The sequence below is a fragment of the Niveispirillum sp. KHB5.9 genome (assembly GCF_048066115.1).
Lineage (GTDB): Bacteria > Pseudomonadota > Alphaproteobacteria > Azospirillales > Azospirillaceae > Niveispirillum.
This window is the reverse complement of sequence record NZ_JBLTYX010000035.1, coordinates 1-23,811: the sequence shown is the minus strand read 5'-3', so window position 1 is coordinate 23,811 and position 23,811 is coordinate 1. Positions and strand designations below refer to the sequence as shown.

Here is a 23,811-nt window from a genome sequence, read left to right as displayed (position 1 = left end):
CACGTGGCGCGCGGCGGCGGTCGCCGCCGTTCCAATCCCGGTGAGTTGCACTCACCGGGATTGGTTCAGCCCTTCAGCCGGTCCAACATCTCCTGCGTGATCAGGACCACGCCATTTTCCGACCGGTAGAAGCGCCGCGCATCCTCATCCGCATTCTCACCCACCACCATGCCGGAGGGGATGACGCAGCCACGGTCGATAACAACCTTGGTCAGGCGCGCGTTCCGGTTGATCTCCACCTCCGGCAGGATCACGGCATCGGTGATCTCGCAATAGGAATGGACCCGGACCTTGTTGAACAGGATGGAGCGGCGGACGGCCGAACCTGAGGTGATGCAGCCGGCCGACACCATGCTGTCCACCGCCATGCCGCGACGGCCATCATCGTCGAAGACGAATTTCGCCGGCGGCAGCTGTTCCTGATAGGTGAAGATCGGCCATTCCCGATCATAGAGATCCAGGTCGGGCGATACCTTGCACAGGTCCAGGTTGGCTTCCCAATAGGCATCGACCGTGCCCACGTCGCGCCAATAGGCCACGCCCGGCTGGGCCCGGTTGCGCACGCAGCTTTCGCTGAAATGGTGAGCGACGACCTTGGCGTTCTCCACCAAGTGCGGGATGATGTCCTTGCCGAAATCGCGGGACGATTTCTGGTCCCTGGCGTCGCGTTCCAGATGCCCATAGAGGAAATCGGCATTGAAGATATAGATGCCCATGGAGGCCAGGGCGACATCCGGCTTGCCCGGCATGGCGGGCGGGTCGGCAGGCTTTTCCAGGAAGCTGACGACGCGGTTGTCGCCATCGACATGCATGACGCCGAAACCGGTTGCCTCCATTCTGGGCACTTCGATGCAGCCCACGGTCACGTCCGCCCCGGTGCGGATATGGCTGGCCAGCATGTTGGCGTAATCCATCTTGTAGATGTGATCGCCGGCCAGGATCAGCACGAATTCGGCCTTGTGCGAGCGCAGGATGTCCAGGTTCTGGTACACGGCGTCGGCCGTGCCCTGGTACCAGCTGGTCTCATCGATGCGCTGCTGGGCGGGCAGCAGGTCGATGAATTCCCCGATCTCGCCACGCAGGAAGTTCCAACCGCGCTGCAGGTGACGCAGCAGGGAATGCGACTTGTACTGGGTGATGACGGAGATGCGGCGGAAGCCGGAATTGATGCAGTTGGACAGGGCGAAATCGATGATGCGGAACTTGCCGCCGAAATGCACCGCCGGCTTGGCACGGCGGTCGGTCAGCTGCTTCAGCCGGCTGCCGCGCCCACCCGCCAGGACCAGGGCAAGCGCGTGTCGCGGCGCCTGCCGCAGGTCGCGGTCCAGACGCTGTTCGGACTGACTGGTCACCAATTCCACATCCTCCCATTTGCACGCATCGCCGGCCGCTTCGACCGGCGGCTGTATAGCGAAAGGATGGTGTCACATGCCGGGCACCGGGTCACGCCTGGATACGTATGGAGACCCGCCGATCCCGGGCAGGGCAGACAACGAAAAGGCGAAGGGGATGCGCGCGTGCCGATCGGGGGCCAGACCGGCGCATGCACCCGAATGTCTGCCTATTTTTTAATCTGTCACATTTTTAGCCGCTGAATCGGGGTGCTCCGAAAGGTGCAGAACACTATATCGCATTGTAAGTTAACAATTTTTCCAGGAAAGTCGCCAGCAGAAACAGCGCAAATTTTGTGCAAATATGGTGATTCCAACCGGAGTCGCGGGGTGGCTGCGTGGATTCCGGTCAGGCGTTGGTGAAGGAATGATGTAGGGATTCCGCCGGATTCCACAACGGCACGGACTTTGAATAAGGGATCGTCGGCGTGTGCGGCGGCCGGTCGGCCCCGTGCCCACAAGAATGGGGAGCCAGATGAATCGTATGTTGAAGACCCTTTTCGCGGCGTGCCTGGCGTTGGTTCCGGGTGTGGCCCTCGCTCAGGACGCGGCACCGACCCCGACGCTGGACAGCGGCAATACCGCCTGGCTGCTGACGTCGACGGCGCTGGTGCTGTTCATGACCATTCCCGGTCTGGCGCTGTTCTATGGCGGCATGGTCCGCAAGGCCAACGTTCTGACCATGGCGATGCAGAGCTTTGCCATCGCCGCCCTGATTTCCGTGCTCTGGGCCGTTGTCGGCTTCAGCCTGGCCTTCGGCACCGGCGGCGCCTATGTCGGTGACCTGAGCAAGGCCTTCCTTTCGGGCCTTGAGGTCGGCAACCTCTGGCCGGCCACGACCATCCCGGAATCGGTGTTCGTCACCTTCCAGATGACGTTCGCCATCATCACCCCGGCGCTGATCACCGGCGCCTTCGCCGACCGCATGAAGTTCTCGGCCCTGCTGCTGTTCACGGCGCTGTGGTCGCTGATCGTCTACAGCCCGATCTGCCACTGGGTGTGGGGCGGCGGCTTCCTGATGGGCGACGGCGTGCTGGATTATGCCGGCGGTACCGTCGTGCATATCAATGCCGGTGTCGCCGGCCTGGTCGCCGCCATCGTGCTGGGCAAGCGCAAGGGCTATGGCACCTCGGACATGAAGCCGCACAACCTGGTCCTGTCGCTGATCGGCGCCGCCATGCTGTGGGTTGGCTGGTTCGGCTTCAACGCCGGTTCCGCCGTCGCCGCTGACGGCCGTGCGGGCATGGCCATGCTGGTCACCCAGATCGCCGCCGCCACGGCCACGCTGGCCTGGGTGTTCGTCGAATGGGGTGTCAAGGGCAAGCCGTCCGTCCTGGGTGCCGTGTCCGGTGCTGTGGCCGGTCTGGTCGCCATCACGCCTGCCGCCGGTTTCGTGGGTGTCGATGGCGCGCTCGGCATCGGTGTCGCCGCCGGCATCATCTGCTACTTCGCCTCCACCACGGTGAAGCATGCGCTGAAGTATGATGACAGCCTGGACGTGTGGGGTGTGCACGGCGTGGGCGGCATCGTCGGCGCCATCCTGACCGGCGTCTTCGCCAAGGCCGCCATCGGCGGTACCGCCGGCGCCCTGGAAGGCAATATCGGTCAGGTCTGGACCCAGATCTGGGGCATCCTGGCCACCGTCGTCTGGTCGGCCGTGGCCACCACGATCATCCTGTTCGTCGTCAAGGCCATCACCGGCCTGCGCGTCGATGAGGATGCCGAACGTGACGGCCTGGATCTCTCCCTGCATGGCGAGACCATCCAGTAAGGTCCCTCGGGCGCAAGCCTGAAACGAAGACCGCCGCATCGGGTGACCGGTGCGGCGGTTTTGTTTTGGGGAGTCTTTTTTGTTCCCTCAGGCGCCGGGCGCCGACATCCGTCGGCTCGGGCTTACGCGACCACGCGGTCGCGGGCCGGCGGTCGCCGGCCTGAACTGGTGTTCAGTCGCGCTTCACTCCAGCGTCAGCACCACCTTGCCCGTGGCCTTGCGCCCCGACAGCAGGTGGAAGGCCGTGGCGTAATCGGCCAGCGGCAGGGCGTGCGATACGTGCGGGCGCAGCTTGCCCTGGCCCCACAGCGCCAGCAACTCCATCAGGCTCTGGCCCAGGCGCTGCGGGTTGAACTTGCGATAGGCGCCCCAGAACAGGCCCAGCACGGCGCAGTTCTTCACCAGCAGCAGATTGGCCGGCACCTGCGGGATGCGGCCGGCTGCGTACCCGATGGTGATGATGCGCCCGCACCAGGCCATGTTGCGCAGGGCCGCATCGAAATAATCCCCACCCACCGGATCGAACACCACATCCACGCCCTTGGGCGCCAGTTCCTTCAACCGGGCCTTCAGGTCTTCCGATGCGTAATCGATCACCTCATCCGCCCCATGCTCCTTCGCCACAGCCAGCTTCTCCGGCGATGACGCGGCGGCGATGACCCGGGCGCCCATGGCCTTGCCGATCTCCACCGCCGTCAGCCCGACGCCACCCGATGCGCCCAGCACCAGCAAGGTCTCCCCCGCCTTCAGCTGCGCCCGGTCGGTCAGCGCCAGGTGGGAGGTGCCATAGGCCACGGGGAAGGCCGCGGCCGTGGTGAAATCCATGCCATCGGGAATGGGCAGGACGCCGGCGGCCTCCACCACCGTATCCTCCCGGAAGGCGCCCTTGGCCGACAGGGCCATGACCCGCTGCCCCACCTTCAGGTGGCGCACGCCCTCTCCCAGTTCCGTCACCAATCCCGCACATTCCATGCCCGGGGCGAAGGGAAAGGGGGGCTTTTCCTGGTACTTGCCCTCGATGATCAGCGTGTCGGCGAAGTTCAGCGCCGCCGCCTTGATGGCGATTCGCACCTCTCCCGCCGCCAGAGGCAGGGACGGCACATCCTCGATCGACAGGGTTTCAGGCGGGCCGAACGCGTTGCATTGCAGGGCCTTGGGCATATCCACTTCCTCCCGTTGGTTCGTTCAAACAATTGTTTGAACAGTGGAGTGGAAGGGGCATGCGGTCAAGGGACGGTTTCGCTCATCCGTGCCAGGATGCCGGTGGCCAGTTCCGCCACCAGCCGCCGCAGGGCATCGGGCGCCCTCACCCGTACCTCCGGCCCCAGGCCCAGCAGCAAGCGGGCCGCCTGGTCCATATTCTCGTAAGGCAGGGTCAGGTCGGTCCAGCCATCGCCATCCGCCGGGCCGGCCGCCGCCACGGCCTCTGCCGCATAGGCACCCAGGCGGACCAGCCGGTCGCGGCCCGCAGCGCTGACCGACAGGTCCGCCCGTTCCGGCCGCAGCCTTTCCTCGAATTCCGCCAGATGCCCCACCCAGAAACCAGGCAGGTGGAACTCGTCCGGACGGGTGAAGCCATCGCGTGTCACGGTGAGGTCGCGGATGGACGCCACCTTGAACACCAGCATCCGCGCGTCGGCCCGGCCGGCGAAGTACCAGGTGCCGGCCTTCAGCACCAGGCCCAGCGGGTCCAGGGTCCAATCGCGGAATCCTTTCCAACTTTCATAACGCATTTCCACCCGCCGGCTGTCCAGCACGGCGCGGGCCAGATCGGGCAGGAAGGGGGTAGGTTCGGCCACCCGGTACCAGTCGGCGGCGTCCAGGTGGAAACGGTCGCCCATGCGCCCCGCCTCCTCCCGCGCCTGGGCCGGCAGGGCCAGCATCAGCTTGTTCCAGGCCCGCGCCGCCGCCTGCCCCACGCCCAGCGCGCCGGCCAGCCCCGGCAGGCCGATGGTGAACATCGCCTCCGCCTCGTCACTGGCCAGCCCGGTCAGGCGGGTGCGATAGCCCTCCAGCAGTTGGAACCCGCCGCCCGGCCCCCGGTCGCCATAGACAGGCACGCCGGCTTCACTCAACGCGTCGATATCGCGATAGATGGTGCGTTCCGACACTTCCAGTTCCGCCGCCATGGCCGCCGCCGTCAGCGGCCCGCGCAGTTGCAGCAGCAGAAGCAGGGAGAGAAGGCGGCTGGCCCGCATTTCAGAAGCGCTCCGGGATACCTGACACAGGGTGTCAGGTATAGCGCGATAGGCTTTCTTCGTCGCCCGGAACCTGGGCGGGAAGATGTGAGGAAGTGACGATGAGCGACGATATCCAGGCGCTGGCGCGGCCCGGCGATTTCGATTTCCTGGCCGGCGAATGGCGGATCAGCCACCGCCGCCTGAAGCAGGATTCGGGCGAATGGGACGAGTTCACCGGCGAGGCCACCTGCTGGACCATCCTGAACGGCGCTGGCAGTGTGGAGGAACTGCGCATCCCCGCCCGCAACTTCGCCGGCATGGGCCTGCGCCTGCTGGAGGTCGAGCACGGGGTCTGGTCGGATTTCTGGGTGAACGCCAAGAGCGGGGTGCTGACCTTGCCCGGCATGGCGGGCTGGTTCAGGGATGGGGTCGGCACGTTCGAGGCCGACGAGATGGACGATGACCAGCCGATCAAGGTGCGTGGCGTCTGGGACCGCATCACCCCGCAGGGGCACCGCTGGCATCAGGCCGTGTCGCGCGACGGTGGGAAAAGCTGGGACGTGAACTGGACGATGGAGTGGGTGCGGGTTACCGCTTGATCCCCTCATCCGTCAGCACGACCACCCTGTAGCCCCGGTATTCCGCAGGCGCCCCATGGTCGGGGCCGGAGACGCGCAGATAGATCTGGCCCTCGCCGATGCCGGTGCCCACGACGGGGCGTCCGGCATCCGTCAGTTCCTTGAACAGGGTACGGGCGGCGTCGGCGACGGGATGCTTTTCGGGGGACTGCGGATCGGTCATGGGGCTTTTAAGGTCCGGATAGGGTGGCCGACACTCTGCCCCACCCTTCCGGTCGGGTCCAGCCCCGGCTTTCCGGCCCCGGCGGCCAAGGGCGTGGCGCAACCGTACCCCCCCGTCACCGCATAACAACGGTTCCATGCGTCGGTGACAAAACCATCCGGCAAGGCAAGGGCGACTTTGGTCGCAGACCAAAATCATGTAACAACGTTACACAGTCCATGGTAACCGGTTACCATAAAAATGCTTATATCTTAACGCCTTATTCCACTTGCGGATTTTGCGATCTGGAAACGAAATTACCGGATCGGCGTTACAAAATCCGCTTTCCAGGGGGCCGACCGATCCTTTCGCCCAAGACACCACTTCCTTTCCATCTAGTGGGAATTGGCTTTCCGACCATGGCGTGGTGGCCCTGGAAAGCTTCACAAAGATTACCGGATGCGTCATCGTGCGGCTGCATAACGATAGCCGGCATAATCCTGAAATGGAGCACCGGTACCTGGGTCGCCAAGCCGAGACTTGAGGAACTTTCAAGAGGGGGAATCGGATCGAATGAAAATCGCCATTCCGAAGGAACGCCGGGCGCATGAGCTGCGGGTCGCAGCCACGCCCGACACCGTACGCAAATATATCGGGCTCGGGTTCGAGGTCGTGGTCGAGGCCGGGGCCGGCCTGGGTTCCGCCATCACCGACGATGCCTTCGCAGCATCCGGCGCCACCGTGGCGCCTGACGTCACCAGCACCCTGACCGGTGCCGACATCGTGCTGAAGGTGCAGCGTCCGCTGGCCGCCGGCGAGGGGGCGGTGGACGAGTTGGCCCTGATCAAGCCGGGCGCCATCCTGATCGCCGCGCTGTCGCCCTATGGCGTGCCGGAAACGGTGGCCGCCTATGCCAATGCCAAGATCGACGCGTTCGCCATGGAGTTCATGCCGCGCATCACCCGCGCCCAGAGCATGGACATCCTGTCGAGCCAGTCGAACCTGGCCGGCTACCGCGCCGTGATCGAGGCCGCGAACGAGTTCGGCCGCGCCTTTCCGATGATGATGACCGCCGCCGGCACCGTCCCGCCCGCCCGCGCCCTGGTCATGGGTGCCGGCGTGGCGGGGCTGCAGGCCATCGCCACGGCCAAGCGCCTGGGTGCGGTGGTGTCCGCCACCGACGTGCGCCCGGCCACCAAGGAACAGGTGGAAAGCCTGGGCGGTACCTTCGTCGCCGTCATGGACGAGGAGTTCCAGCAGGCCCAGACGGCCGGCGGCTACGCCAAGGAAATGTCCAAGGAGTATCAGGCCAAGCAGGCGGCCCTGATCGCCGAGACGATCAAGAAGCAGGACATCGTCATCACCACGGCGCTGATCCCCGGCCGCAAGGCACCGGTGCTGATCACCGACGACATGCTGAAGACCATGAAGCAGGGCGCGATCCTGGTGGATCTGGCCTGCGAACAGGGCGGCAATGTCGAAGGGGCCGTGGCCGGCGAGGTGGTGGAGAAGTACGGCGTGAAGATCGTGGGCCGCATCAACATGCCGGGCCGCATCGCCGTCGACGCCTCCGCGCTCTACGCCAAGAACCTGCTCAACTTCATCACGCCCTTCGTCGATAAGGATACGAAGAGCCTGAAGATGAACTGGGAGGATGACGTGGTGAAGGGCACGGGCCTGACCCGTGACGGCGCCGTCGTGCACCCCGCCTTCAACAAGCCCGCCGCCTGAGGAGCCACGCCATGATCCTGGCAAACGCTGACAGCGGCGCGGAGCTGCTGAACAACCTGGATGCCGCGCGTGAGCAGGCGGTCCAGATGACCAACAAGATCGCCATGCTGGAGGCCCAGCTGGCCAATGCCGGCGGCATGCCCTTCATCGTCATCGGCCTCACCGTCTTCGTCCTGGCCTGCTTCGTGGGCTATTACGTCGTCTGGAAGGTGACGCCGGCCCTGCATTCCCCGCTGATGGCCGTGACCAACGCCGTCTCGTCAGTGATCATCGTCGGCGCGCTGATCGCCACGGGTGCCGCCGATAACGGCTTTTCCGCCCTGATGGGTTTCCTGGCCATCGTGCTGGCCAGCGTCAACATCTTCGGCGGCTTCATGGTCACCCAGCGCATGCTGTCCATGTACAAGAAGAAGGCGCCCTCCGGCGCCAAGAAGTGATCGGGGAGGAACCATCATGCTCGTCACCGCATCGCTTCTCTATCTCGTCTCCGGTGTGCTGTTCATCCTGGCCCTGCGGGGCCTGTCCAGCCCGGAAACCGCGCAAACCGGCAACCGCTTCGGCATGATCGGCATGGCGCTGGCCATTGTCACCACCCTGGTGGCGCTGCCAGCATTGACCGGCAAGTCGCTGGAATTCACGCGCCTGCTGATGATCGTGGCCGGCATCGCCATCGGCGGTGCCGCCGGCGTGGTCATCGCCAAGCGCATCCAGATGACGCAGTTGCCCCAGCTGGTCGCCGCCTTCCACAGCCTGGTCGGTCTGGCCGCCGTGTTCGTGGCCGGTGCCGCCTTCCATTCCCCGGAAAGCTTCAATATCGGCTCGGTCGGCGACATCCATGTCGGCTCGCTGGTGGAGATGAGCCTGGGCGTGGCCATCGGCGCCATCACCTTCACCGGCTCCGTCGTCGCCTTCCTGAAGCTGGACGGGCGGGTCAGCGGCAAGCCGCTGGTGTTCTCCGGCCAACACACGCTGAATGCCGGCCTGGGCATCGCCCTGGTCGTGCTGATCGTGCTGCTGTGCTTCACCCAGTCGCCGCTGCTGTTCTGGGTCATCGTGGCGTTGGCCTTGGCGCTGGGCTTCCTGCTGATCCTGCCGATCGGCGGGGCCGACATGCCCGTGGTCGTGTCCATGCTGAACAGCTATTCCGGCTGGGCGGCGGCAGGCATCGGCTTCACGCTGCAGAACAACCTGCTGATCATCACCGGTTCGCTGGTCGGTGCCTCGGGCGCCATCCTGTCCTACATCATGTGCAAGGGCATGAACCGGTCGATCATCAACGTCATTCTGGGTGGCTTCGGCGGTGACGCCGCGGCCGGTGCCGCCGCCGGCGGTGCCGCCATCGACCGCAGCTTCAAGGCCGGTTCGGCCGACGATGCCGCCTTCATCATGAAGAACGCGTCCAAGGTCATCGTGGTCCCCGGTTACGGCATGGCCGTGGCCCAGGCCCAGCACGCGCTGCGTGAAATGGGCGACCTGCTGAAGAAGGAAGGGGTGGAGGTGAAGTACGCCATCCATCCCGTCGCCGGCCGCATGCCCGGGCACATGAACGTGCTGCTGGCCGAAGCCAACGTACCCTATGACGAGGTGTTCGAACTGGACGAGATCAACCGCGATTTCGGTCAGGCGGACGTGGCCTATGTCATCGGCGCCAACGACGTGACCAACCCCGCCGCCAAGACCGACACGGCCAGCCCGATCTACGGCATGCCCATCCTGGACGTGGAAAAGGCCAAGACCGTGCTGTTCATCAAGCGGTCGATGGGTGCCGGTTATGCCGGCGTGGAGAACGAACTGTTCTTCCGCCCCAACACCATGATGCTGCTGGGCGACGCCAAGAAGGTCACCGAAGAGATCGTGAAGAACCTGTCGGGCAGCGGGCATTGATCCGCTGACTAGTTGACGGGACGTAGGAAAGGGGCCGCTCCGGCGACGGGGCGGCCCTTTTTGTTTGCTGTATGCAAACCTTGAACAAGAGCAGGTGGCGATCTCCCTTGTTGAAGGTTGTTGATATAACCTTTAATATGGTTGTTCGCATGCGAGTCTTATTAAAGGTTATTCGTGAAACGGGACGCTCTGTGCCATGCGGTGCGCCAAGCCCTAGTGCGACTGCCGCCCCCCCATGACAGCCACTACGGTGTGGTGCCGGAGCCGCCGCCTGAGGGGGCGATCAAGGTCCACGACCTTGTCGGGAAGCGGGATGCGGAACGAGCCCTGGCGGAGATCCATGTTCTGGCTGGTCAAACTGCTGACCCGTTCCTCCTAAGCAAGGTCATCATACAGCTTGAAGCCTTGGCCAGTTCCGCGATGGAGGGCACCCACAGCACGCTTCATGATGTCCTCACCCAACTCATGACCGGCGATGGTCGGGCGAGCAATCCGGCAACTCGGCAGGTGGCGGCCTATGCCGAAACCCTGAGCCGGCTGGTATTGCGGGCACAAGGCACCGGCTCTGCAATCTTCACCTTGGAACTCCTATCCGAACTGCACGAAGCGGTCATGAAGGATGATCCTGCTTATGCTGATGAGCCAGGTACCTTGCGATCCCGAACCGTTTGGATCGGCGGCAAGGAAATCTCTCATTCCACTTGGAACCCACCACCGTCGGATCGGGTGCCCGCCTGTATCTCGGAAAATATCGCGTACATGCGCTGCGACAGTAAGCAGATCCCAACCCAGGGAACGCTGACCCGCCTAGCAATCGCCCACGCCCATTTCGAGGCCGTGCATCCGTTTCGCGATGGTAATGGGCGGGTGGGCAGGCTTCTGCTGCCAATCATGATGGCGGCGTATGGCGAGGTCCCGCTCTACTTGTCCCCCTATATCGAAAAGAACAAGGACCGCTATATTGCTGCGTTGAAGGCCGCGCAACAGCAGTTGGACTGGGGTGCTATGGTTGATTTCCTGTCGCAATCCGTCGTGGCAACGGTTGCTGAACTGAAGATCACCAGACAGGCGTTGTTGAATCTATATGATATATGGAAGGGCCGTCGCGTCTTCCGCGCTGGTTCCGCCGCTCTGCGAGCATTAGATCATCTGCTCATCTATCCGATGTTCAGCATCACCATGCTGTCCTTACAATTGAATATCAGCGTACAGGCTGCCAACGTCGCAGCCCAGCAGTTGCTTGAGGTCGGGATCATCGTCGAGCGCCACGGCAAGCGACGCAACCGTCTGTTCGGTGTTCCCGAGGCCATGACCATCATCGGCCGCCCGTTTGGAGAGGAGCCGGTGTTGCCGGAACAGTAACAGGGCGGCTCCAACCGGGCCGCCCCCGCCCCACACCTCAATGCCGGAAATGCCGCATCCCGGTGAACACCATCGCCAAGCCGCGCTCATCAGCCGCCGCGACCACCTCCGCGTCGCGCATCGACCCGCCCGGCTGGATCACCGCCGTCACGCCGGCATCGGCCGCCGCCAGCAGACCGTCGGCAAACGGGAAGAAGGCGTCGGATGCCACTACCGAACCCTTGGTGCCCGCCTCCTCCAGGCCGGCGGCCTTGGCGGCGTCGGCGGACTTCCAGGCGGCGATGCGGCTGCTGTCGACACGGCTCATCTGGCCGGCGCCGATGCCGACGGTCGCACCGGCCTTGGCATAGACGATGGCGTTGGACTTCACATGCTTGCCGACGCGGAAGGCGAACAGCAGATCGGCCAGCTCAGCCTCGCTGGGCGCGCGCTTGGTCACCACCTTCAGGTCGGTCTGGGTGATGCGGCCATTGTCGCGGGTCTGCACCAGATAGCCACCGGCCACCGACTTCACGAACAGGCCGGGTTCGGCCGGGTTGGGCATGGAGCCGGTCAGCAGCACGCGCAGGTTCTTCTTGGTGGCCAGGAACGCCTTGGCCGCGTCATCGGCGTCGGGCGCGATCACCACTTCGGCGAACAACTTGGCGATCTGCTCCGCCGTAGCCGCGTCCAGGGTGCGGTTCATGGCGATGATGCCGCCGAAGGCCGATACCGGGTCGCAGGCCAGGGCACGCGTATAGGCGTCCAGCAGAGTATCGCCCTCGGCCACGCCGCAGGGATTGGCATGCTTGATGATGGCGATGGCCGGACGCTCGAATTCGGCCACCAGCTCGAACGCCGCGTCCGTGTCGTTCAAATTGTTGTAGGATAGTTCCTTGCCCTGCAGCTGGGTCGCGGTGGCAATGCCGGGGCGCTTGTCGCCGGTCGTGTAGAAAGCCGCCGACTGATGCGGATTCTCACCATAGCGCAGGGTCTGGCGCAGCTCCCCGCCGAAGGTCAGGCGCTGGGGATAGTCCTGGCCCAACTGACCCGCGAACCAGCGGGAAATGGCGGCGTCATAGGAACCGGTGCGGGCATAGGCCTTGGCGGCCAGGGTGCGGCGGAAGGACAGCGTCGTCTGGCCGTCATTGGCCTCCAGCTGGGCGATCAGTTCGGCATAGTCCGACGCGTCGGTGACCACGGCCACGAAATCATGGTTCTTGGCCGCACCACGGATCAGGGACGGGCCGCCGATATCGATATTCTCGATGCAGGTCTCGAAATCCGCCCCCTTGGCCACCGTCGCCTCGAACGGGTACAGGTTGACCACCACCAGGTCGATGCCGGGAATGTCATGGGCCGACATGGCGTCGGTGTGGGTCGGGAAATCGCGGCGGGCCAGGATGCCACCATGGATCTTGGGGTGCAGGGTCTTCACCCGCCCGTCCATCATCTCCGGAAAGCCGGTATGGTCGGACACTTCCGTCACGGCAATGCCGGCATCGGCCAGCGCCTTGGCCGAGCCGCCGGTCGACAGGATGTGAACGCCGCGCGCGGCCAGCGCCTTGCCCAGATCGATCAGGCCCGTCTTGTCGGAGACGGAGATGATGGCGCGGCGGATGGGGACGAGATCGATGCTCATGGTCGGTGATCCTGGCGGGGGATGTAAAAGAACCGGGCCGATCCATATCTGGACCGGCCCGGCATTGTGATGACGCCGAAGCGTCAGGTGTCGATGTCGCTGCCTTCCCGGCGGAATCCCCATTTGATGAGGGTTTCGCCCAGTTGGGTCACGCCGCGCAGCATGATCTGGGTGGTCGGCCGCGGATCGGCGCCCTGGCCCAGATAGATGCTGTCGGTGGTTTCGATCTCCGCACCGGTGGCCCGGAACTTCCAGAGCGCGCCGGAGGGCAGCCGCATCAGCAAGGCCGCCTCATCCTCCAGCGTCGCCACGCGCACGCCGGGATGCAGGTGGAAGCGGACGGCGAATTCATGGCCCGGCGTGCCGGTCAGCTTGTCCTGCCCGCGCAGATCCTCACCGCTTTCGGCCAGGAACAGGCGGCGGTGATGGACGATGCCGCCGCGGTCGAAATAGCCGTCATGATGGGCATCGACCAGCGTGCCCTCATCCCCGTCCTGGCGCAGGCACTGCACATCACCGGGACGGCGGGTCAGGCCGCCCTCCTCGGCAATGCCGCTTGAATTGGTGTCGTCGATGGTGATGGTGGAATGGGCGGCCGTGGCGGCCAGCGCCGTGCGCCAGACCCCTTGGTCGGCCGGATGGGCACCGCAATTCACCACCAGCCGTTCGCGCCCGATGCTCATCTCGAACGACAGGGTACCGGCATGGGCATGTTCGTCCAGGCCGGGCGCCGGCGGTACACCGACATCCATCAGCACGCAGGTACGACCGGCGGTGATCCGTTCGAACCCGATATGCGGAGTGGATTTCAACGGTCGGCCGCGGGCATCCGCCTGGCCCAGCACCGTGTCGATCAGCACCGCCTCGCCTTCCTGCGAACCGTTGAACAGGGCCAGGCTGCCGTCACCATGGCGGAAGAAGCGCAGGGTCGGGGTCATCCGGTCGATGGCGTGCTGCAACGCCTCCGGCACCTCTTCCCGCACGGCGCGGAAACAGCCGCGCATGTCGATCAGATGGCGCAGGACCAGCAGCTGGCTGGACGGCGAATGTTCCACATGCCCGCCATCGGGCAGGATCTGCCGGGGCAGTTCGCGGTTCAGCAGGACGCGGGCCCGGTCGGTGGCGCGGCCCAGGCCCGACAGGCACAGGCCGCCATAGACCATGCCCTTCAGCGCACCCACCAGGGCCGCACCCTTCAGGCGGCCGGGGATCGTATTTTCAAGATAGCGGACCTGGCGGGCCAGACTGTCGAAGACGCGGGCGCGCAGCTGGTCGTCGGCGCTGGCCAGGAAGAAATCATGCTGGCCGATCCAGGCGGCGACACGTGTGGCCAGCACATCGGGCGCCCAGGCCACGGGGTGCCAACGCTTGCCGAACAGGTCCAGCCAGTGGCTGACCAGGACGCGGGCCTGACGGCGGGCACCATCGCCACCTGTGGCGCGCAGATGGCGCAGCCAGTCGAAACCATGCATCTCCGCCAGCCAGGAGGCGGACGCCCCCTCCTCCAGCCAGGGCGGCAATTCGCCGGAGAAGCTTTGGCCGGAGAAGCGGAAGCGGTTGTTCAGCAGTTCCTGGCCGTGATGGGCATCGCCCGGCCAGGGATCGGGCGGAACCAGGGAAAGCTGCTTGGGCGCCGGGCCGGACAGGGCCATCATCTGGTAGAGCCCGGTCGTGCGGTACCAGCCACCACCGCCCGGCTTGAACCTCTTATGCGCCATGCCCCCGGTCATGCGGCGGATCAACCGTTCTGGCCGCGCAGGGCGCGCATATTGGCCCCATAGGCGGACGGCCCGCCCACAAAGGTGGCCGTGCCGGCCACCAGCACATCGGCGCCGGCGGCGATGCACTGTTTCGCCGTCTCGACATTCACGCCGCCATCGACCTCCAGGTCGATATGCCGGCCGCCCTGGGCTTGGGACACGGCGTTGATGCGGCGGCGCAGCTCGGCGATCTTGTCCAGCTGCGAGGTGATGAAGCTCTGCCCGCCGAAGCCGGGATTGACCGACATGACCAGTACCAGGTCCAGGTCGGCCAGCAGGTAATCGACCATGGAAAGCGGCGTATGCGGGTTCAGCACGATGCCCGGCTTCTTGCCGAGCGACCGGATCAGCTGCACCGTGCGGTGCGGATGGGCCCCCGCTTCGGGATGGAAGCTGATGATGTCGGCACCGGCATCGGCGAAGCCCTGGATGAAATTGTCGACGGGCGCGATCATCAGATGCACGTCGAAGATCTTCTTCGTGTGCGGGCGCAGCGCCTTCACCACACCGGGGCCGATGGTGATGTTGGGCACGAAATGCCCGTCCATCACGTCGATATGGATGTAATCGGCTCCCGCCTCATCGATGGCGCGAACCTCCTCACCCAGGCGGGCGAAGTCGGCGGACAGGATGGACGGGGCGATCTTGATGGGCTGCGTATTCATGATGGGTTGGTATCAATAACCAACCCAGCCGACAAGCCGGGTTCGGCGCATGAATGGCCGGTTCCGGGGACATGGCGGAGGTTATCACGGGACAGGATAGAGCCACTGCAATCCCTGGATCAGGCCCACAGGGAATGTCGTTTCATGATAGGTGCCCTGGCTGACATCCGACATGACCCTCAGCCCCGGATATTTACGGCTGCGCAGGCGCTTGGCCATTTCCTGCTGGTCGGCCACCATGTCGCGGTTCTTGTTGTACCTTGCATCACCGGGCTTGGCCGCCTCGAACTGGCCGGTGGTCATGTAGAGCCGAGCCTTCAGGTCCTTGTTGGACTTGGCGAAATCCCCCTCCAGCTTCACCAGGGCGTAATCCTTGAACCAGATGGACGGGCTGGTCAGGATATAGCTGCTGAAATGCTGTGCTTCAGTGAACAGCACCCACAGGCCGAACAGGCCGCCATAGGACTGGCCCACCAGGGTGCGGCGGGCGGGGTCGATGCGGTAGGTCTTCTCGATCACCGGCATCGCTTCGGTCACCAGGAAATCCAGATAGGCGGGTGCCCCGCCGGAACCCGGCTGGCTGTCGCTGGCCCAGGGGGTCAGGTCGCGGCGGCGGGCATCGGCCGGTGGTTCGCCGGTGGCATTGGCGATACCGACGATGATGAATTCCGCCAGCCGCTTCTGGCTGTGGCCCAGGGCGCTGATGCCGGCGGCGGTGGGGAAAGTGTAGCCGCCATCGGTCATGTAGAGGACGGGATAGCGCTTGCCGGCATTCTTCGGGTCGGTATAGCCGGGCGGAACCCGGACATAAAGGTCGAAGGTCCGGCCCATTTTGGCGTGCAAAGTGTGAACCGTGCTGCGTTCCATCTGATAGGCGGGCGGGGCGTCCTCTGCCGGGGCGGCGGGGGCGGCGAACAGCAGGGCGACGGCCAGGAACCAGGGCAAACGCATGCGGGATGTCTCCTTCGGGTTGAAACCGGAGCGCCTGTCTACGAATTCCCCAAATCCGCGGTCAAGGGCCGATGGCGGCGGTTGACGAAGCCCGCGGCGATACCCAATCTGCCCTATGCGCCCATCCCCCGGAGGCCGGCCATGGACAGCGTGAACCTTGCCGATGTCGCCAGCAACCTGACCCGCCTGATCGAACGGGCCGAGGCGGGAGAAGAGATCGTCATCTACCGCGCCGGCCGGCCGGTGGCCCGGCTGATGCCGCCGGTGGAGGGGATATCGACCACCAAACCCCAGCGTGTCTTTGGACAGTTGGCCGGGCAAGGCTATTGGGTTGGCGATGATTTCGATGATCCCTTGCCGGAAGAAATCGCCAAGGCTTTCCGAGGCGAGGGCACGTGAACTATCTGGTCGACAGCCATATCATCATCTGGTTGTCCCTGACGCCGGAGAAGGTTCCAGCGAAGGTACGGGCCGTGCTGGCAGAAGGTGATGCGACATTGCTGGTCAGCGTTGCCAGCCTTTGGGAGATCGCCATCAAACACGCGGCTGGACGCCTGCATTTCCCGATGGATCGACTGGACGTCCAACTGGCGGACATGGGCACGAGGGTTTCGGACATCACCCTGCCCCATGCCCTGGCCGCCGCCGCCCTGCCCCCGCACCATAACGACCCGTTCGACCGCATGTTGATCGCGCAGGCCAGGATGGAGGCTTTGGTGCTGGTGACGGCGGATGGCATCATTCCAACCTATGACGTGAAGACCCTGTCGGCACGGATGTGAGAAAGGCCCGCCCATGGTCGAGGTGCATGTCGTTCCCGCCCTGACGGACAATTACATCCACATTATCCACGACGCCCCGCACGGGGTGACGGCCGTCGTCGATCCGGGCGAGGCGGGGCCGGTGCGCGCCTTCCTGGATGCGCGGGGCTGGCGGCTGACCCATGTGCTGGCCACCCATCATCATGGCGACCATATCGGCGGCATCACCGACCTGCGCGCCGACAGCCATGCCCCCCTGATCGGGCCCAGGGCGGAGATGGAGCGCATCCCGGAGATGAGCGCCACCTATGGCGAGGGTGACAGCTTCACCCTGGGCGGGCAGACGGTCCGCGTCTTCGACACGCCCGGCCATACGCGCGGCCATTGCGCCTTCTATTTCGAAGAGGCGCACCTGCTGTTCAGCGGCGACACGCTGTTCTCCCTGGGCTGCGGCCGGCTGTTCGAGGGCACGCCGGCCCAGATGTGGGACAGCCTGCTGAAGCTGCGCCCCCTGCCCGGCGATACGCGGGTCTATTGCGGGCATGAATACACATCCGGCAATGTCCGCTTCGCCCTGTCCATCGATCCCGACAACGCGGCGCTGAAGGCCCGGGCCGAGGAGGTGGCGCATCTGCGCGCCAGGAACCTGCCCACCATACCCTCGCGCTTAAGCGACGAGCGGGCGGCCAATCCCTTCCTGCGCGCCGATGATCCGGACCTGGCGGCCCGCATGGGTCTGGCCGGTGCCGATCCCGCCAGCGTCTTCGCCGCCATCCGCAAGGCGAAGGATGATTTCCGGGGCTGACCCCACCCCTTTCCCCCAACCTGGATGCAAAGATGAAGCTGCGTTACAGCCAGACCTCCCCCTTCGTGCGCAAGGTGCTGATGGTGGCGCATGAGATCGGCCTGGCCGACCGGATCGAACTGTCGCCCACCGATGTCTGGTCGCCCGACAGCCCGATCGTGCGCGAGAACCCGCTGTCCAAGATCCCGACCCTGCTGACCGATGACGGCATGGTGCTGTTCGACAGCCCGGTCATCGTGGAATACCTGGACAGCCTGCATGATGGCGCCAAGCTGATCCCGCCCACGGGGCCCGCCCGCTGGACCGCCCTGCGCCAACAGGCGCTGGGCGACGGCATCTGCGATGCCGGTGTGCTGCGCCGGGTGGAAGGCCTGCGCCCGCCCAACCTGCGTTCGGCCGAGTGGGACAACCGGCAGCGCGCCGCCATCTTCCGCACCTTCGACCGGCTGGAGGTGGATGCGCGCGACCTGCCCGATCCCGACCAGCCGAATGTGGGCAGTCTGGCCGTGCTGTCGGCCATGGGCTATATGGATTTCCGCTTTGCCCATGAACCCTGGCGCACCGGCCGGCCGGCCCTGGCCCATTGGTTCGAGGCGGCGTCGAAGCGCCCCAGCTTCCTGGCCACCCTGCCGCCCACGGAATGAACGCCATGTATCCGATGAAGCCGCAGGAGATCATCGAGAAGCTGGGCATGAGGCCGCATCCGGAGGGCGGCCATTATGTCGAGACCTTCCGCGCGCCGGCCGCAGACGGGGCGCGGGCGGCGCACACGGCGATCTATTTCCTTTTGCAGGCGGGGGAATATTCGCACTGGCACCGGGTGCTGGATGCCGACGAGATCTGGCATTTCCATGCCGGCGCGCCGCTGGTCCTGACCATGTCGCCCAACGGGCATGACGCGTCGGCCCATCATCTGGGCATTGATCTGGCGGCCGGCCACCGGCCCCAGATCATTGTGCCCGCCGGCCATTGGCAGACGGCGGTCAGCCTGGGCGCCTGGACCTTGGTCGGCTGCACCGTCGTGCCGGGGTTCGAATTCGCCAAGTTCGAACTGGCCCCACCGGACTGGCGGCCCACGCCGCGGAGGCCGTCGGGCGGTTAGAGTCTATCCGGCGCTTATGTAAACGCCGGATAGACTCTAAGCTTTTGGTTTGCCGTGTGATTCACGTTTGAAACGATTCCATTTCAAACGATCACACTCTACACCGTCTCCGCCTTGAACGGCCGCGTCATCAGCGCGTCGATGATGTCGTCCAGCCTGGCGCCATGGTTGAGAAGCGCGTCCACCGCCTGGCAGAGCGGCATGTCCACGCCCAATGAGGCCGCCAGCCTGGTGACGGCGCGCGCGGTATAGACGCCTTCGGCCACCGACCTTCGTTCGCCCAGCACCTCATCCAGGGTACGGCCCTGGCCCAGCGCCGCCCCCAGCGACATGTTGCGCGATTGCAGGGAGGAGCAGGTCAGGGTCAGGTCGCCCAGACCGGAGAGGCCCATCAGCGTCTCCGCGCGCGCGCCCAGCCGGGCGCCCAGCCGGGCGATCTCCGCCAGGCCGCGGGTGATCAGGGCGGCGCGGGCATTGTCGCCCAGGCTGCGGCCATGGACGACACCGCAGGCGATGGCCAGCACGTTCTTCACGGCCCCGCCCACCTGCGCGCCCACCAGATCGTCGGACAGATAGGGGCGGAAGGTGCGCCCGCCCAGCGCGGTCAGCAGTTGGCGACCCAATGCCTCGTCCTTGATCGCCAGGGTCACGGCCGTGGGCAGGCCCTTCGCCACCTCCGCCGCGAAGGTCGGACCGGACAGAACCGCCAGCGGCTGGTCGCCCAGTTCGGCCGCCACCGCCTCGCTCATCAGGCTGCCGGTATCGATCTCAATACCCTTGGCGCAGATCACTACCGGTACGCCCGGCTTCAAGTCGGGTTTCAGCGCCCGGCAGGCGGTGCGCAGATGCTGGGCCGGGGTGACCAACAGCACGGCATCGGCCGATGCCGCCTCGCCCAGATCGGCGGTAGCGCGGATGGCGGGGTCGAGCGGGATGCCGGGCAGGAACAGGCTGTTCTCGTGGCGTGCATTGACGCTGTCGACCACTTCGGCCTCGCGCGCCTGCAGCATCACATCGGCGCCCGCGCGGGCCGCCGCCATGGCCAGGGCCGTGCCCCAAGCCCCCGCCCCGATCACCCCGATGCGCCGCATGGCCTCGTCCCCTTCGCGTTTGTCCGGTCGGGATCTGCCATCCCGTTCGACACAGGCTTAGCGCGCGGGCACGCAAAAATAAACAGGGCCGGGCGGGGTGGTCCCCGCCCGGCCGCTCTTTATCTGGCACTGGGCCATTCATGTCCTCAATCGCCGGCGCCAACATCCGTTGGCTTGACTTACGCGGCATGAGCCGCGCGGCGGCAGTCGCCGCCGACCAACGGTCATGACGACCGTTGGTTACTGCACGCTGGTGCCGGCCGTGGAGGCCTGGATGGAGCAGTTGGTGCCGCGGGTTTCGCACTGGGTCAGCGCGTCGGCGCGGGCCTGCTCCTCGGTGTCGCGGACGACCCAGCCGAAGGCGCCGTCATCGGACAGGGCCAGCGCCTTGGCGCCAATGGCCTTTTCATAGTCGGCGACCACCTCGCCGCGCAGGTCGTTGGCGTCGGTGTGGTTGCGGGCCAGTTCGGCCAGGGTGCCGGCGCTGGCCATGGCCTGGCCATCAACCGAAACCACGCGGCAGGTCTCGCGGGTCACTTCGGCGCAGCGGGCCAGGGCGGCGATGCGGGCCTCGCCATTGTCGACGCCCGAGGCGTAACCGACGGCGCCGTCATTGGCCAGGGCCAGGGCCTTGGGGCCTTCCAGCTTGTCATACATGGCGATGGCTTCCTGGCCGACGCCCGACAAATTGTCCAGGCCCTTCTCTTCCTTGGCGGCATGGGCCAGGGCGGGGAAGGCGAGAATGGCGGTGGTGACCAGCACGAACTTGATCTTCGACATGATAAATCCCTCCGTGTATCGCGTGCCGTCCGGTTCAGGGCGGCTTCACGGAGAAAACAAACGGACCGAGCCCTGGTTCCCGGCCCGATGCCGATGTCACGAAATCACCTTGGTTTCGCCGGATTCGGCGGGCTTCGCCAGATTCAGGCCATGATGTTTTAGGTACCAACCGGCGCCGGGGGCAGCCAGGACTATATCGCCAAGTTATTGATTTTAATCGGCCAGCTTTATCCAGGTCAGCTCATGCTTGTTCTGGCAGAGATGAACCAGTTGGGAATTGGGGATGGCGGCGAAGGCGCGGGCCGTCTCGTGGTCCGTCTCGCCCTGGAACTTCAGGGTACAGATGTAATTGCGGACCAGCCCGCTCTCCAGCCAGCCCTGGATCATCCGGTAGAGCCGGGCCGGATAGCAGATGACGTCGCAGACCAGCCAATCGATGGGGCCGATATCGGCGGGCTTCAGTCCGAAGGCGCTTTCCCGTCGCTCGCTGACACCCGGCAGGGCGGCGATGCGCGGGTCCAGCGGTGCCTTGTCGACCGCGATGACATTGGCCCCGCAGCTCTGCACCACCCAGGTCCAGCCGCCGGGGCAGGAACCCAGATCGATGCATTGATCCCCCGGCTTGGGCGTGTGGCCAATGCGGGTGAACGCCTCCCACAGCTTCAAGTACGCCCGGCTGGGCGGGTTGACCTTGTCCTCGATCAACTCGATCTCACCATTGCGGAACGGGCTGGAACAATGCGCCGCCGCCAGGATCGTGTTCTCGTTCAGCAGGGTCCAGGAACCCAGCGGCGCGGTCGGCGGGGGCGTGAAGAACGTCACCGGCTTGGCCGACACATGCGGCAGGTTATCCTGGATCAGTTGTGCCCGGCGATGATGCTGAAACCCGTAATGTGCCCAATTGCGCTGGATCGACCGCAGGGCCTTGGCCCCCTGCTTGATCGACTGGATCGGGATCAGGACGGGATCGTACCAGATGTTCTGGGCCCAGGCGGCGGGCCGCAGCGGGCCATCGGCCAGCACCAGACGGCCATGGACGGAGCGGACCTCCCCCAACTCGGCCAGCAGGTGTTCCAGGAAATCCTCGGCCGCCAGATAGGCGGTGGCCCCGAGCGGGGCTGCCGTCGGGGCCGTCACATCATCTTGGGTCATCAGGGGACGGGTGCTTCGTGTCAGGTGGTGATGTCACCGGACGCGATAACAGCCTGGGTGCGGTTGCGCACCCCCAGGCTGCGCATGACGGCCGTGACATGGATCTTCACCGTGCCTTCCGACAGGCCCAGTTCATAGGCGATCTGCTTGTTGGACTTGCCCTCGCGCAGGCAGCGCAGCACGTCGCGCTGACGCTGGGTCAATGCCGGGGCGCCGGTGGCACCGCCGCCACTCCCGCCACCGGACTGCGCGGAACCACCGCCCACGCCGGGACCATCGCCCAGGATCGCCGCAGGGGGCACATAGATGCCGCCGGAGAAGATCAGGTTCAGGGCCGACAGCATGATCTTCACGGAAGAGGATTTGGGGATATAGCCCGAGGCACCGGCATCAAGCGCGGCGCGGACATCGGCCTGCGATTCGGAGGCCGAGACGATGACGACGGGGGTGCCGGCCTGCGCCTCACAAATTTCCTGCACACCGGAAAAACCGGGAAAGCCCGGCATCTGCAGGTCCAGCAGGACCAGATCGAAATCCTGACCGTCGCGGGCGAGATCCCTCACCTCGTCAAACGTGCCGGCTTCCACGAAACTGGCCTTGTCATCCAACTGGGTCAGCAGGCGGCACAATCCCTCACGAAACAACAGATGGTCGTCACCAATCAGGATCTTCATCAGTGTATCCCAGCCCGATCTATTCTTGCTGTTGCCCCAACCCCGCGTCGCCCCCGCGCGGAAGAACACAGCCCCCCCAGGGTCCGCCATGTTATGGACAGCATCACACCCTTAATAAATCAAAATCTTGCGGTTGTCTGTGACAACCATCGCTTTCATCACCATGGATGGCACAAAAGCGTTCTTGGCGGGTTATCGGCATCGTCGCCACCCCTTCCGCCTTAACGCCAGCGGCTTTCTTGCGGGATGGGTGCGGGACGTGTCACAACAGGCGAAAGCGTCATCGGCCCCAGGGTCGCCGACGCGGGAACAGAATGATCATGGCATTCAATACAGGGATCAAGATGCCCCAGAAAGTCCGCAAGGCCGTATTCCCGGTCGCAGGTCTCGGCACCCGCTTCCTGCCGGCCACCAAGGCGATACCGAAGGAAATGCTGCCGCTGGCCGACCGCCCGCTGATCCAGCATGCCGTGGACGAGGCCAAGGCCGCCGGCATCGACCAGTTCTGCTTCGTCACCAGCCGTGGCAAGAGCCCGCTGGAAGACCATTTCGACCTGAATTACGAACTGAACGAGACGCTGCGCCGCCGCGGCAAGAACGATCTGCTGAAGATCGTCGAGGATATCCAGATCGAATCGGGTTACCTCTCCTATGTCCGTCAGGCGGCCCCGCTGGGCCTGGGCCATGCCGTCTGGTGTGCCCGTGAATTCGTGGGCAACGAGCCGTTCGCCGTGCTGCTGCCCGACGAACAGGTGCTGGGCGACAAGCCCTGCCTGGCCCAGATGATGGAGGCCTATGAACAGGTCGGCGGCAACCTGCTGTCGGTGTTCGAGGTGCCGCGCGAACAGACCAACAAGTACGGCATCCTGGATATCGGGTCGGAGGACGGCAAGCTGGTCTCCGTCAAGGGGCTGGTGGAAAAGCCGGACCCCGAAGTGGCGCCCAGCAACCTGTCGATCCAGGGCCGCTATATCCTGCAGCCCGAAGTGTTCAAGCACCTGTCGGTGTTCGAGAAGGGGGCCGGCGGCGAAATCCAGCTGACCGACGCCATGGCCAAGCTGATCGGCCAGCAGCCCTTCCACGGCTTCAAGTTCGAAGGCCAGCGCTTCGATTGCGGCGACAAGCTGGGCTTCGTCCTGGCCAATGTCGCCTACGCCCTGGAACGCCCGGACATGGCGGCCAAGGTGCGCGCGGCGCTGAAGGACATGCTGTAAGTCGGCACATGTTGGGAATTGATGTTGAAGGGGGCGGCTGGACCGCCCCCTTTTTCTTTTCCGTAGGTCAGGTCGAGGCGTCAGCCGAGCCCTGACAAGCGACGGTGCTTATGAGATGTCAGGGCTCGCTTCGCTC

The 23,811-nt window shown here is 65.1% G+C and carries 24 protein-coding genes; 12 read left to right on the top strand and 12 right to left on the bottom strand.

The genetic code is table 11. The annotated features are described in order from the left end of the window. Nucleotides 1-65 precede the first annotated feature (65 nt). Nucleotides 66-1,355, bottom strand: a complete 1,290-nt coding sequence (glgC, locus tag ACM9HJ_RS29595) for a glucose-1-phosphate adenylyltransferase (RefSeq protein ID WP_416575404.1) — start codon at nt 1,353-1,355, stop codon at nt 66-68. 511 nt (nt 1,356-1,866) lie between these two features. Between glgC and ACM9HJ_RS29590 the strand changes: the two genes are divergently transcribed. After that, nucleotides 1,867-3,162 carry an ammonium transporter gene (locus ACM9HJ_RS29590; protein WP_416575403.1) on the top strand — a complete coding sequence of 432 codons (1,296 nt, stop codon included), beginning with the start codon at nt 1,867-1,869 and terminating at the stop codon, nt 3,160-3,162. Nucleotides 3,163-3,345: 183 nt separating this feature from the next. Here ACM9HJ_RS29590 and ACM9HJ_RS29585 read toward each other — a convergent pair whose 3' ends face one another. Both ACM9HJ_RS29585 and ACM9HJ_RS29580 read right to left on the bottom strand, forming a co-directional pair. Then, nucleotides 3,346-4,323 carry an NADPH:quinone oxidoreductase family protein gene (locus ACM9HJ_RS29585; RefSeq protein WP_416575402.1) on the bottom strand — a complete coding sequence of 326 codons (978 nt, stop codon included), beginning with the start codon at nt 4,321-4,323 and terminating at the stop codon, nt 3,346-3,348. Between the two features lie 65 nt (nt 4,324-4,388). Then, entirely contained in the window at nt 4,389-5,360 is a 972-nt protein-coding gene (locus ACM9HJ_RS29580; RefSeq protein ID WP_416575401.1) for a helix-turn-helix transcriptional regulator, read from the bottom strand. A gap of 101 nt (nt 5,361-5,461) precedes the next feature. Here ACM9HJ_RS29580 and ACM9HJ_RS29575 point away from each other — a divergent pair, with 101 nt between their 5' ends. Beyond that, complete coding sequence (locus ACM9HJ_RS29575) at nt 5,462-5,941, top strand: hypothetical protein (protein WP_416575400.1); 480 nt, start codon at nt 5,462-5,464, stop codon at nt 5,939-5,941. On the opposite strand, the gene ACM9HJ_RS29570 is transcribed toward ACM9HJ_RS29575, so the two are convergent. After that, nucleotides 5,931-6,143 (bottom strand): hypothetical protein, encoded by a 213-nt coding sequence (locus ACM9HJ_RS29570; RefSeq protein WP_416575399.1) that lies wholly within the window; start codon nt 6,141-6,143, stop codon nt 5,931-5,933. The two genes, ACM9HJ_RS29575 and ACM9HJ_RS29570, sit on opposite strands and share 11 nt — an antisense overlap. A gap of 552 nt (nt 6,144-6,695) precedes the next feature. Between ACM9HJ_RS29570 and ACM9HJ_RS29565 the strand changes: the two genes are divergently transcribed. From ACM9HJ_RS29565 to ACM9HJ_RS29550, 4 genes are all read left to right on the top strand, one after another. Further along, a complete protein-coding gene (locus ACM9HJ_RS29565) occupies nt 6,696-7,853 on the top strand; it encodes a Re/Si-specific NAD(P)(+) transhydrogenase subunit alpha (protein WP_416575398.1) in 1,158 nt (385 codons plus the stop codon). Between the two features lie 11 nt (nt 7,854-7,864). Further along, on the top strand, nt 7,865-8,290 hold the full coding sequence (locus ACM9HJ_RS29560) for an NAD(P) transhydrogenase subunit alpha (protein ID WP_416575397.1): 426 nt from the start codon (nt 7,865-7,867) through the stop codon (nt 8,288-8,290). A 16-nt stretch (nt 8,291-8,306) separates the two neighbouring features. After that, nucleotides 8,307-9,737 (top strand): NAD(P)(+) transhydrogenase (Re/Si-specific) subunit beta, encoded by a 1,431-nt coding sequence (locus ACM9HJ_RS29555; RefSeq protein ID WP_416575396.1) that lies wholly within the window; start codon nt 8,307-8,309, stop codon nt 9,735-9,737. Between the two features lie 174 nt (nt 9,738-9,911). After that, nucleotides 9,912-11,099, top strand: coding sequence for a Fic family protein (locus ACM9HJ_RS29550; RefSeq protein WP_416575395.1), 1,188 nt, complete (start codon nt 9,912-9,914; stop codon nt 11,097-11,099). 37 nt (nt 11,100-11,136) lie between these two features. Here the strand turns inward: ACM9HJ_RS29550 and purH are convergent, their stop codons facing one another. The 4 genes from purH to ACM9HJ_RS29530 all read right to left on the bottom strand — a co-directional run bounded on the left by purH (nt 11,137) and on the right by ACM9HJ_RS29530 (nt 16,096). Beyond that, nucleotides 11,137-12,720 carry a bifunctional phosphoribosylaminoimidazolecarboxamide formyltransferase/IMP cyclohydrolase gene (gene purH / locus ACM9HJ_RS29545; RefSeq protein ID WP_416575394.1) on the bottom strand — a complete coding sequence of 528 codons (1,584 nt, stop codon included), beginning with the start codon at nt 12,718-12,720 and terminating at the stop codon, nt 11,137-11,139. Between the two features lie 83 nt (nt 12,721-12,803). Then, nucleotides 12,804-14,438, bottom strand: a complete 1,635-nt coding sequence (locus ACM9HJ_RS29540) for a heparinase II/III family protein (RefSeq protein WP_416575393.1) — start codon at nt 14,436-14,438, stop codon at nt 12,804-12,806. 20 nt (nt 14,439-14,458) lie between these two features. After that, complete coding sequence (gene rpe / locus ACM9HJ_RS29535; protein WP_416575392.1) at nt 14,459-15,145, bottom strand: ribulose-phosphate 3-epimerase; 687 nt, start codon at nt 15,143-15,145, stop codon at nt 14,459-14,461. 84 nt (nt 15,146-15,229) lie between these two features. Beyond that, nucleotides 15,230-16,096: an alpha/beta hydrolase gene (locus tag ACM9HJ_RS29530; RefSeq protein ID WP_416575391.1), complete on the bottom strand. Its 867-nt coding sequence runs from the start codon at nt 16,094-16,096 to the stop codon at nt 15,230-15,232. Between the two features lie 141 nt (nt 16,097-16,237). Here ACM9HJ_RS29530 and ACM9HJ_RS29525 point away from each other — a divergent pair, with 141 nt between their 5' ends. From ACM9HJ_RS29525 to ACM9HJ_RS29505, 5 genes are read left to right on the top strand one after another with little or no spacing between them, the layout of a single operon-like run. After that, a complete protein-coding gene (locus tag ACM9HJ_RS29525; protein WP_416575390.1) occupies nt 16,238-16,495 on the top strand; it encodes a type II toxin-antitoxin system Phd/YefM family antitoxin in 258 nt (85 codons plus the stop codon). Beyond that, entirely contained in the window at nt 16,492-16,878 is a 387-nt protein-coding gene (locus ACM9HJ_RS29520; protein ID WP_416575389.1) for a type II toxin-antitoxin system VapC family toxin, read from the top strand. The genes ACM9HJ_RS29525 and ACM9HJ_RS29520 overlap by 4 nt, the downstream gene beginning before the upstream one ends. Nucleotides 16,879-16,891: 13 nt before the next feature. Continuing rightward, a complete protein-coding gene (gloB, locus tag ACM9HJ_RS29515; protein WP_416575388.1) occupies nt 16,892-17,662 on the top strand; it encodes a hydroxyacylglutathione hydrolase in 771 nt (256 codons plus the stop codon). A 32-nt stretch (nt 17,663-17,694) separates the two neighbouring features. After that, nucleotides 17,695-18,306: a glutathione S-transferase N-terminal domain-containing protein gene (locus ACM9HJ_RS29510; protein WP_416575387.1), complete on the top strand. Its 612-nt coding sequence runs from the start codon at nt 17,695-17,697 to the stop codon at nt 18,304-18,306. Between the two features lie 5 nt (nt 18,307-18,311). Next, nucleotides 18,312-18,764: a cupin domain-containing protein gene (locus ACM9HJ_RS29505; RefSeq protein WP_416575386.1), complete on the top strand. Its 453-nt coding sequence runs from the start codon at nt 18,312-18,314 to the stop codon at nt 18,762-18,764. A gap of 98 nt (nt 18,765-18,862) precedes the next feature. On the opposite strand, the gene ACM9HJ_RS29500 is transcribed toward ACM9HJ_RS29505, so the two are convergent. The 4 genes from ACM9HJ_RS29500 to ACM9HJ_RS29485 all read right to left on the bottom strand — a co-directional run bounded on the left by ACM9HJ_RS29500 (nt 18,863) and on the right by ACM9HJ_RS29485 (nt 22,461). Beyond that, complete coding sequence (locus ACM9HJ_RS29500) at nt 18,863-19,855, bottom strand: NAD(P)H-dependent glycerol-3-phosphate dehydrogenase (protein WP_416575385.1); 993 nt, start codon at nt 19,853-19,855, stop codon at nt 18,863-18,865. Nucleotides 19,856-20,095: 240 nt separating this feature from the next. Further along, complete coding sequence (locus ACM9HJ_RS29495) at nt 20,096-20,635, bottom strand: hypothetical protein (protein WP_416575384.1); 540 nt, start codon at nt 20,633-20,635, stop codon at nt 20,096-20,098. Between the two features lie 213 nt (nt 20,636-20,848). Beyond that, nucleotides 20,849-21,787, bottom strand: coding sequence for an SAM-dependent methyltransferase (locus tag ACM9HJ_RS29490; RefSeq protein WP_416575383.1), 939 nt, complete (start codon nt 21,785-21,787; stop codon nt 20,849-20,851). Nucleotides 21,788-21,807: 20 nt separating this feature from the next. Next, complete coding sequence (locus ACM9HJ_RS29485) at nt 21,808-22,461, bottom strand: LuxR C-terminal-related transcriptional regulator (RefSeq protein WP_416575382.1); 654 nt, start codon at nt 22,459-22,461, stop codon at nt 21,808-21,810. A gap of 344 nt (nt 22,462-22,805) precedes the next feature. Between ACM9HJ_RS29485 and galU the strand changes: the two genes are divergently transcribed. Further along, the gene (gene galU, locus ACM9HJ_RS29480; RefSeq protein ID WP_416575381.1) at nt 22,806-23,675 is read left to right on the top strand and encodes a UTP--glucose-1-phosphate uridylyltransferase GalU; all 870 of its coding nucleotides are present in this window, start codon (nt 22,806-22,808) and stop codon (nt 23,673-23,675) included. The last annotated feature ends 136 nt before the right edge of the window (nt 23,676-23,811 follow it).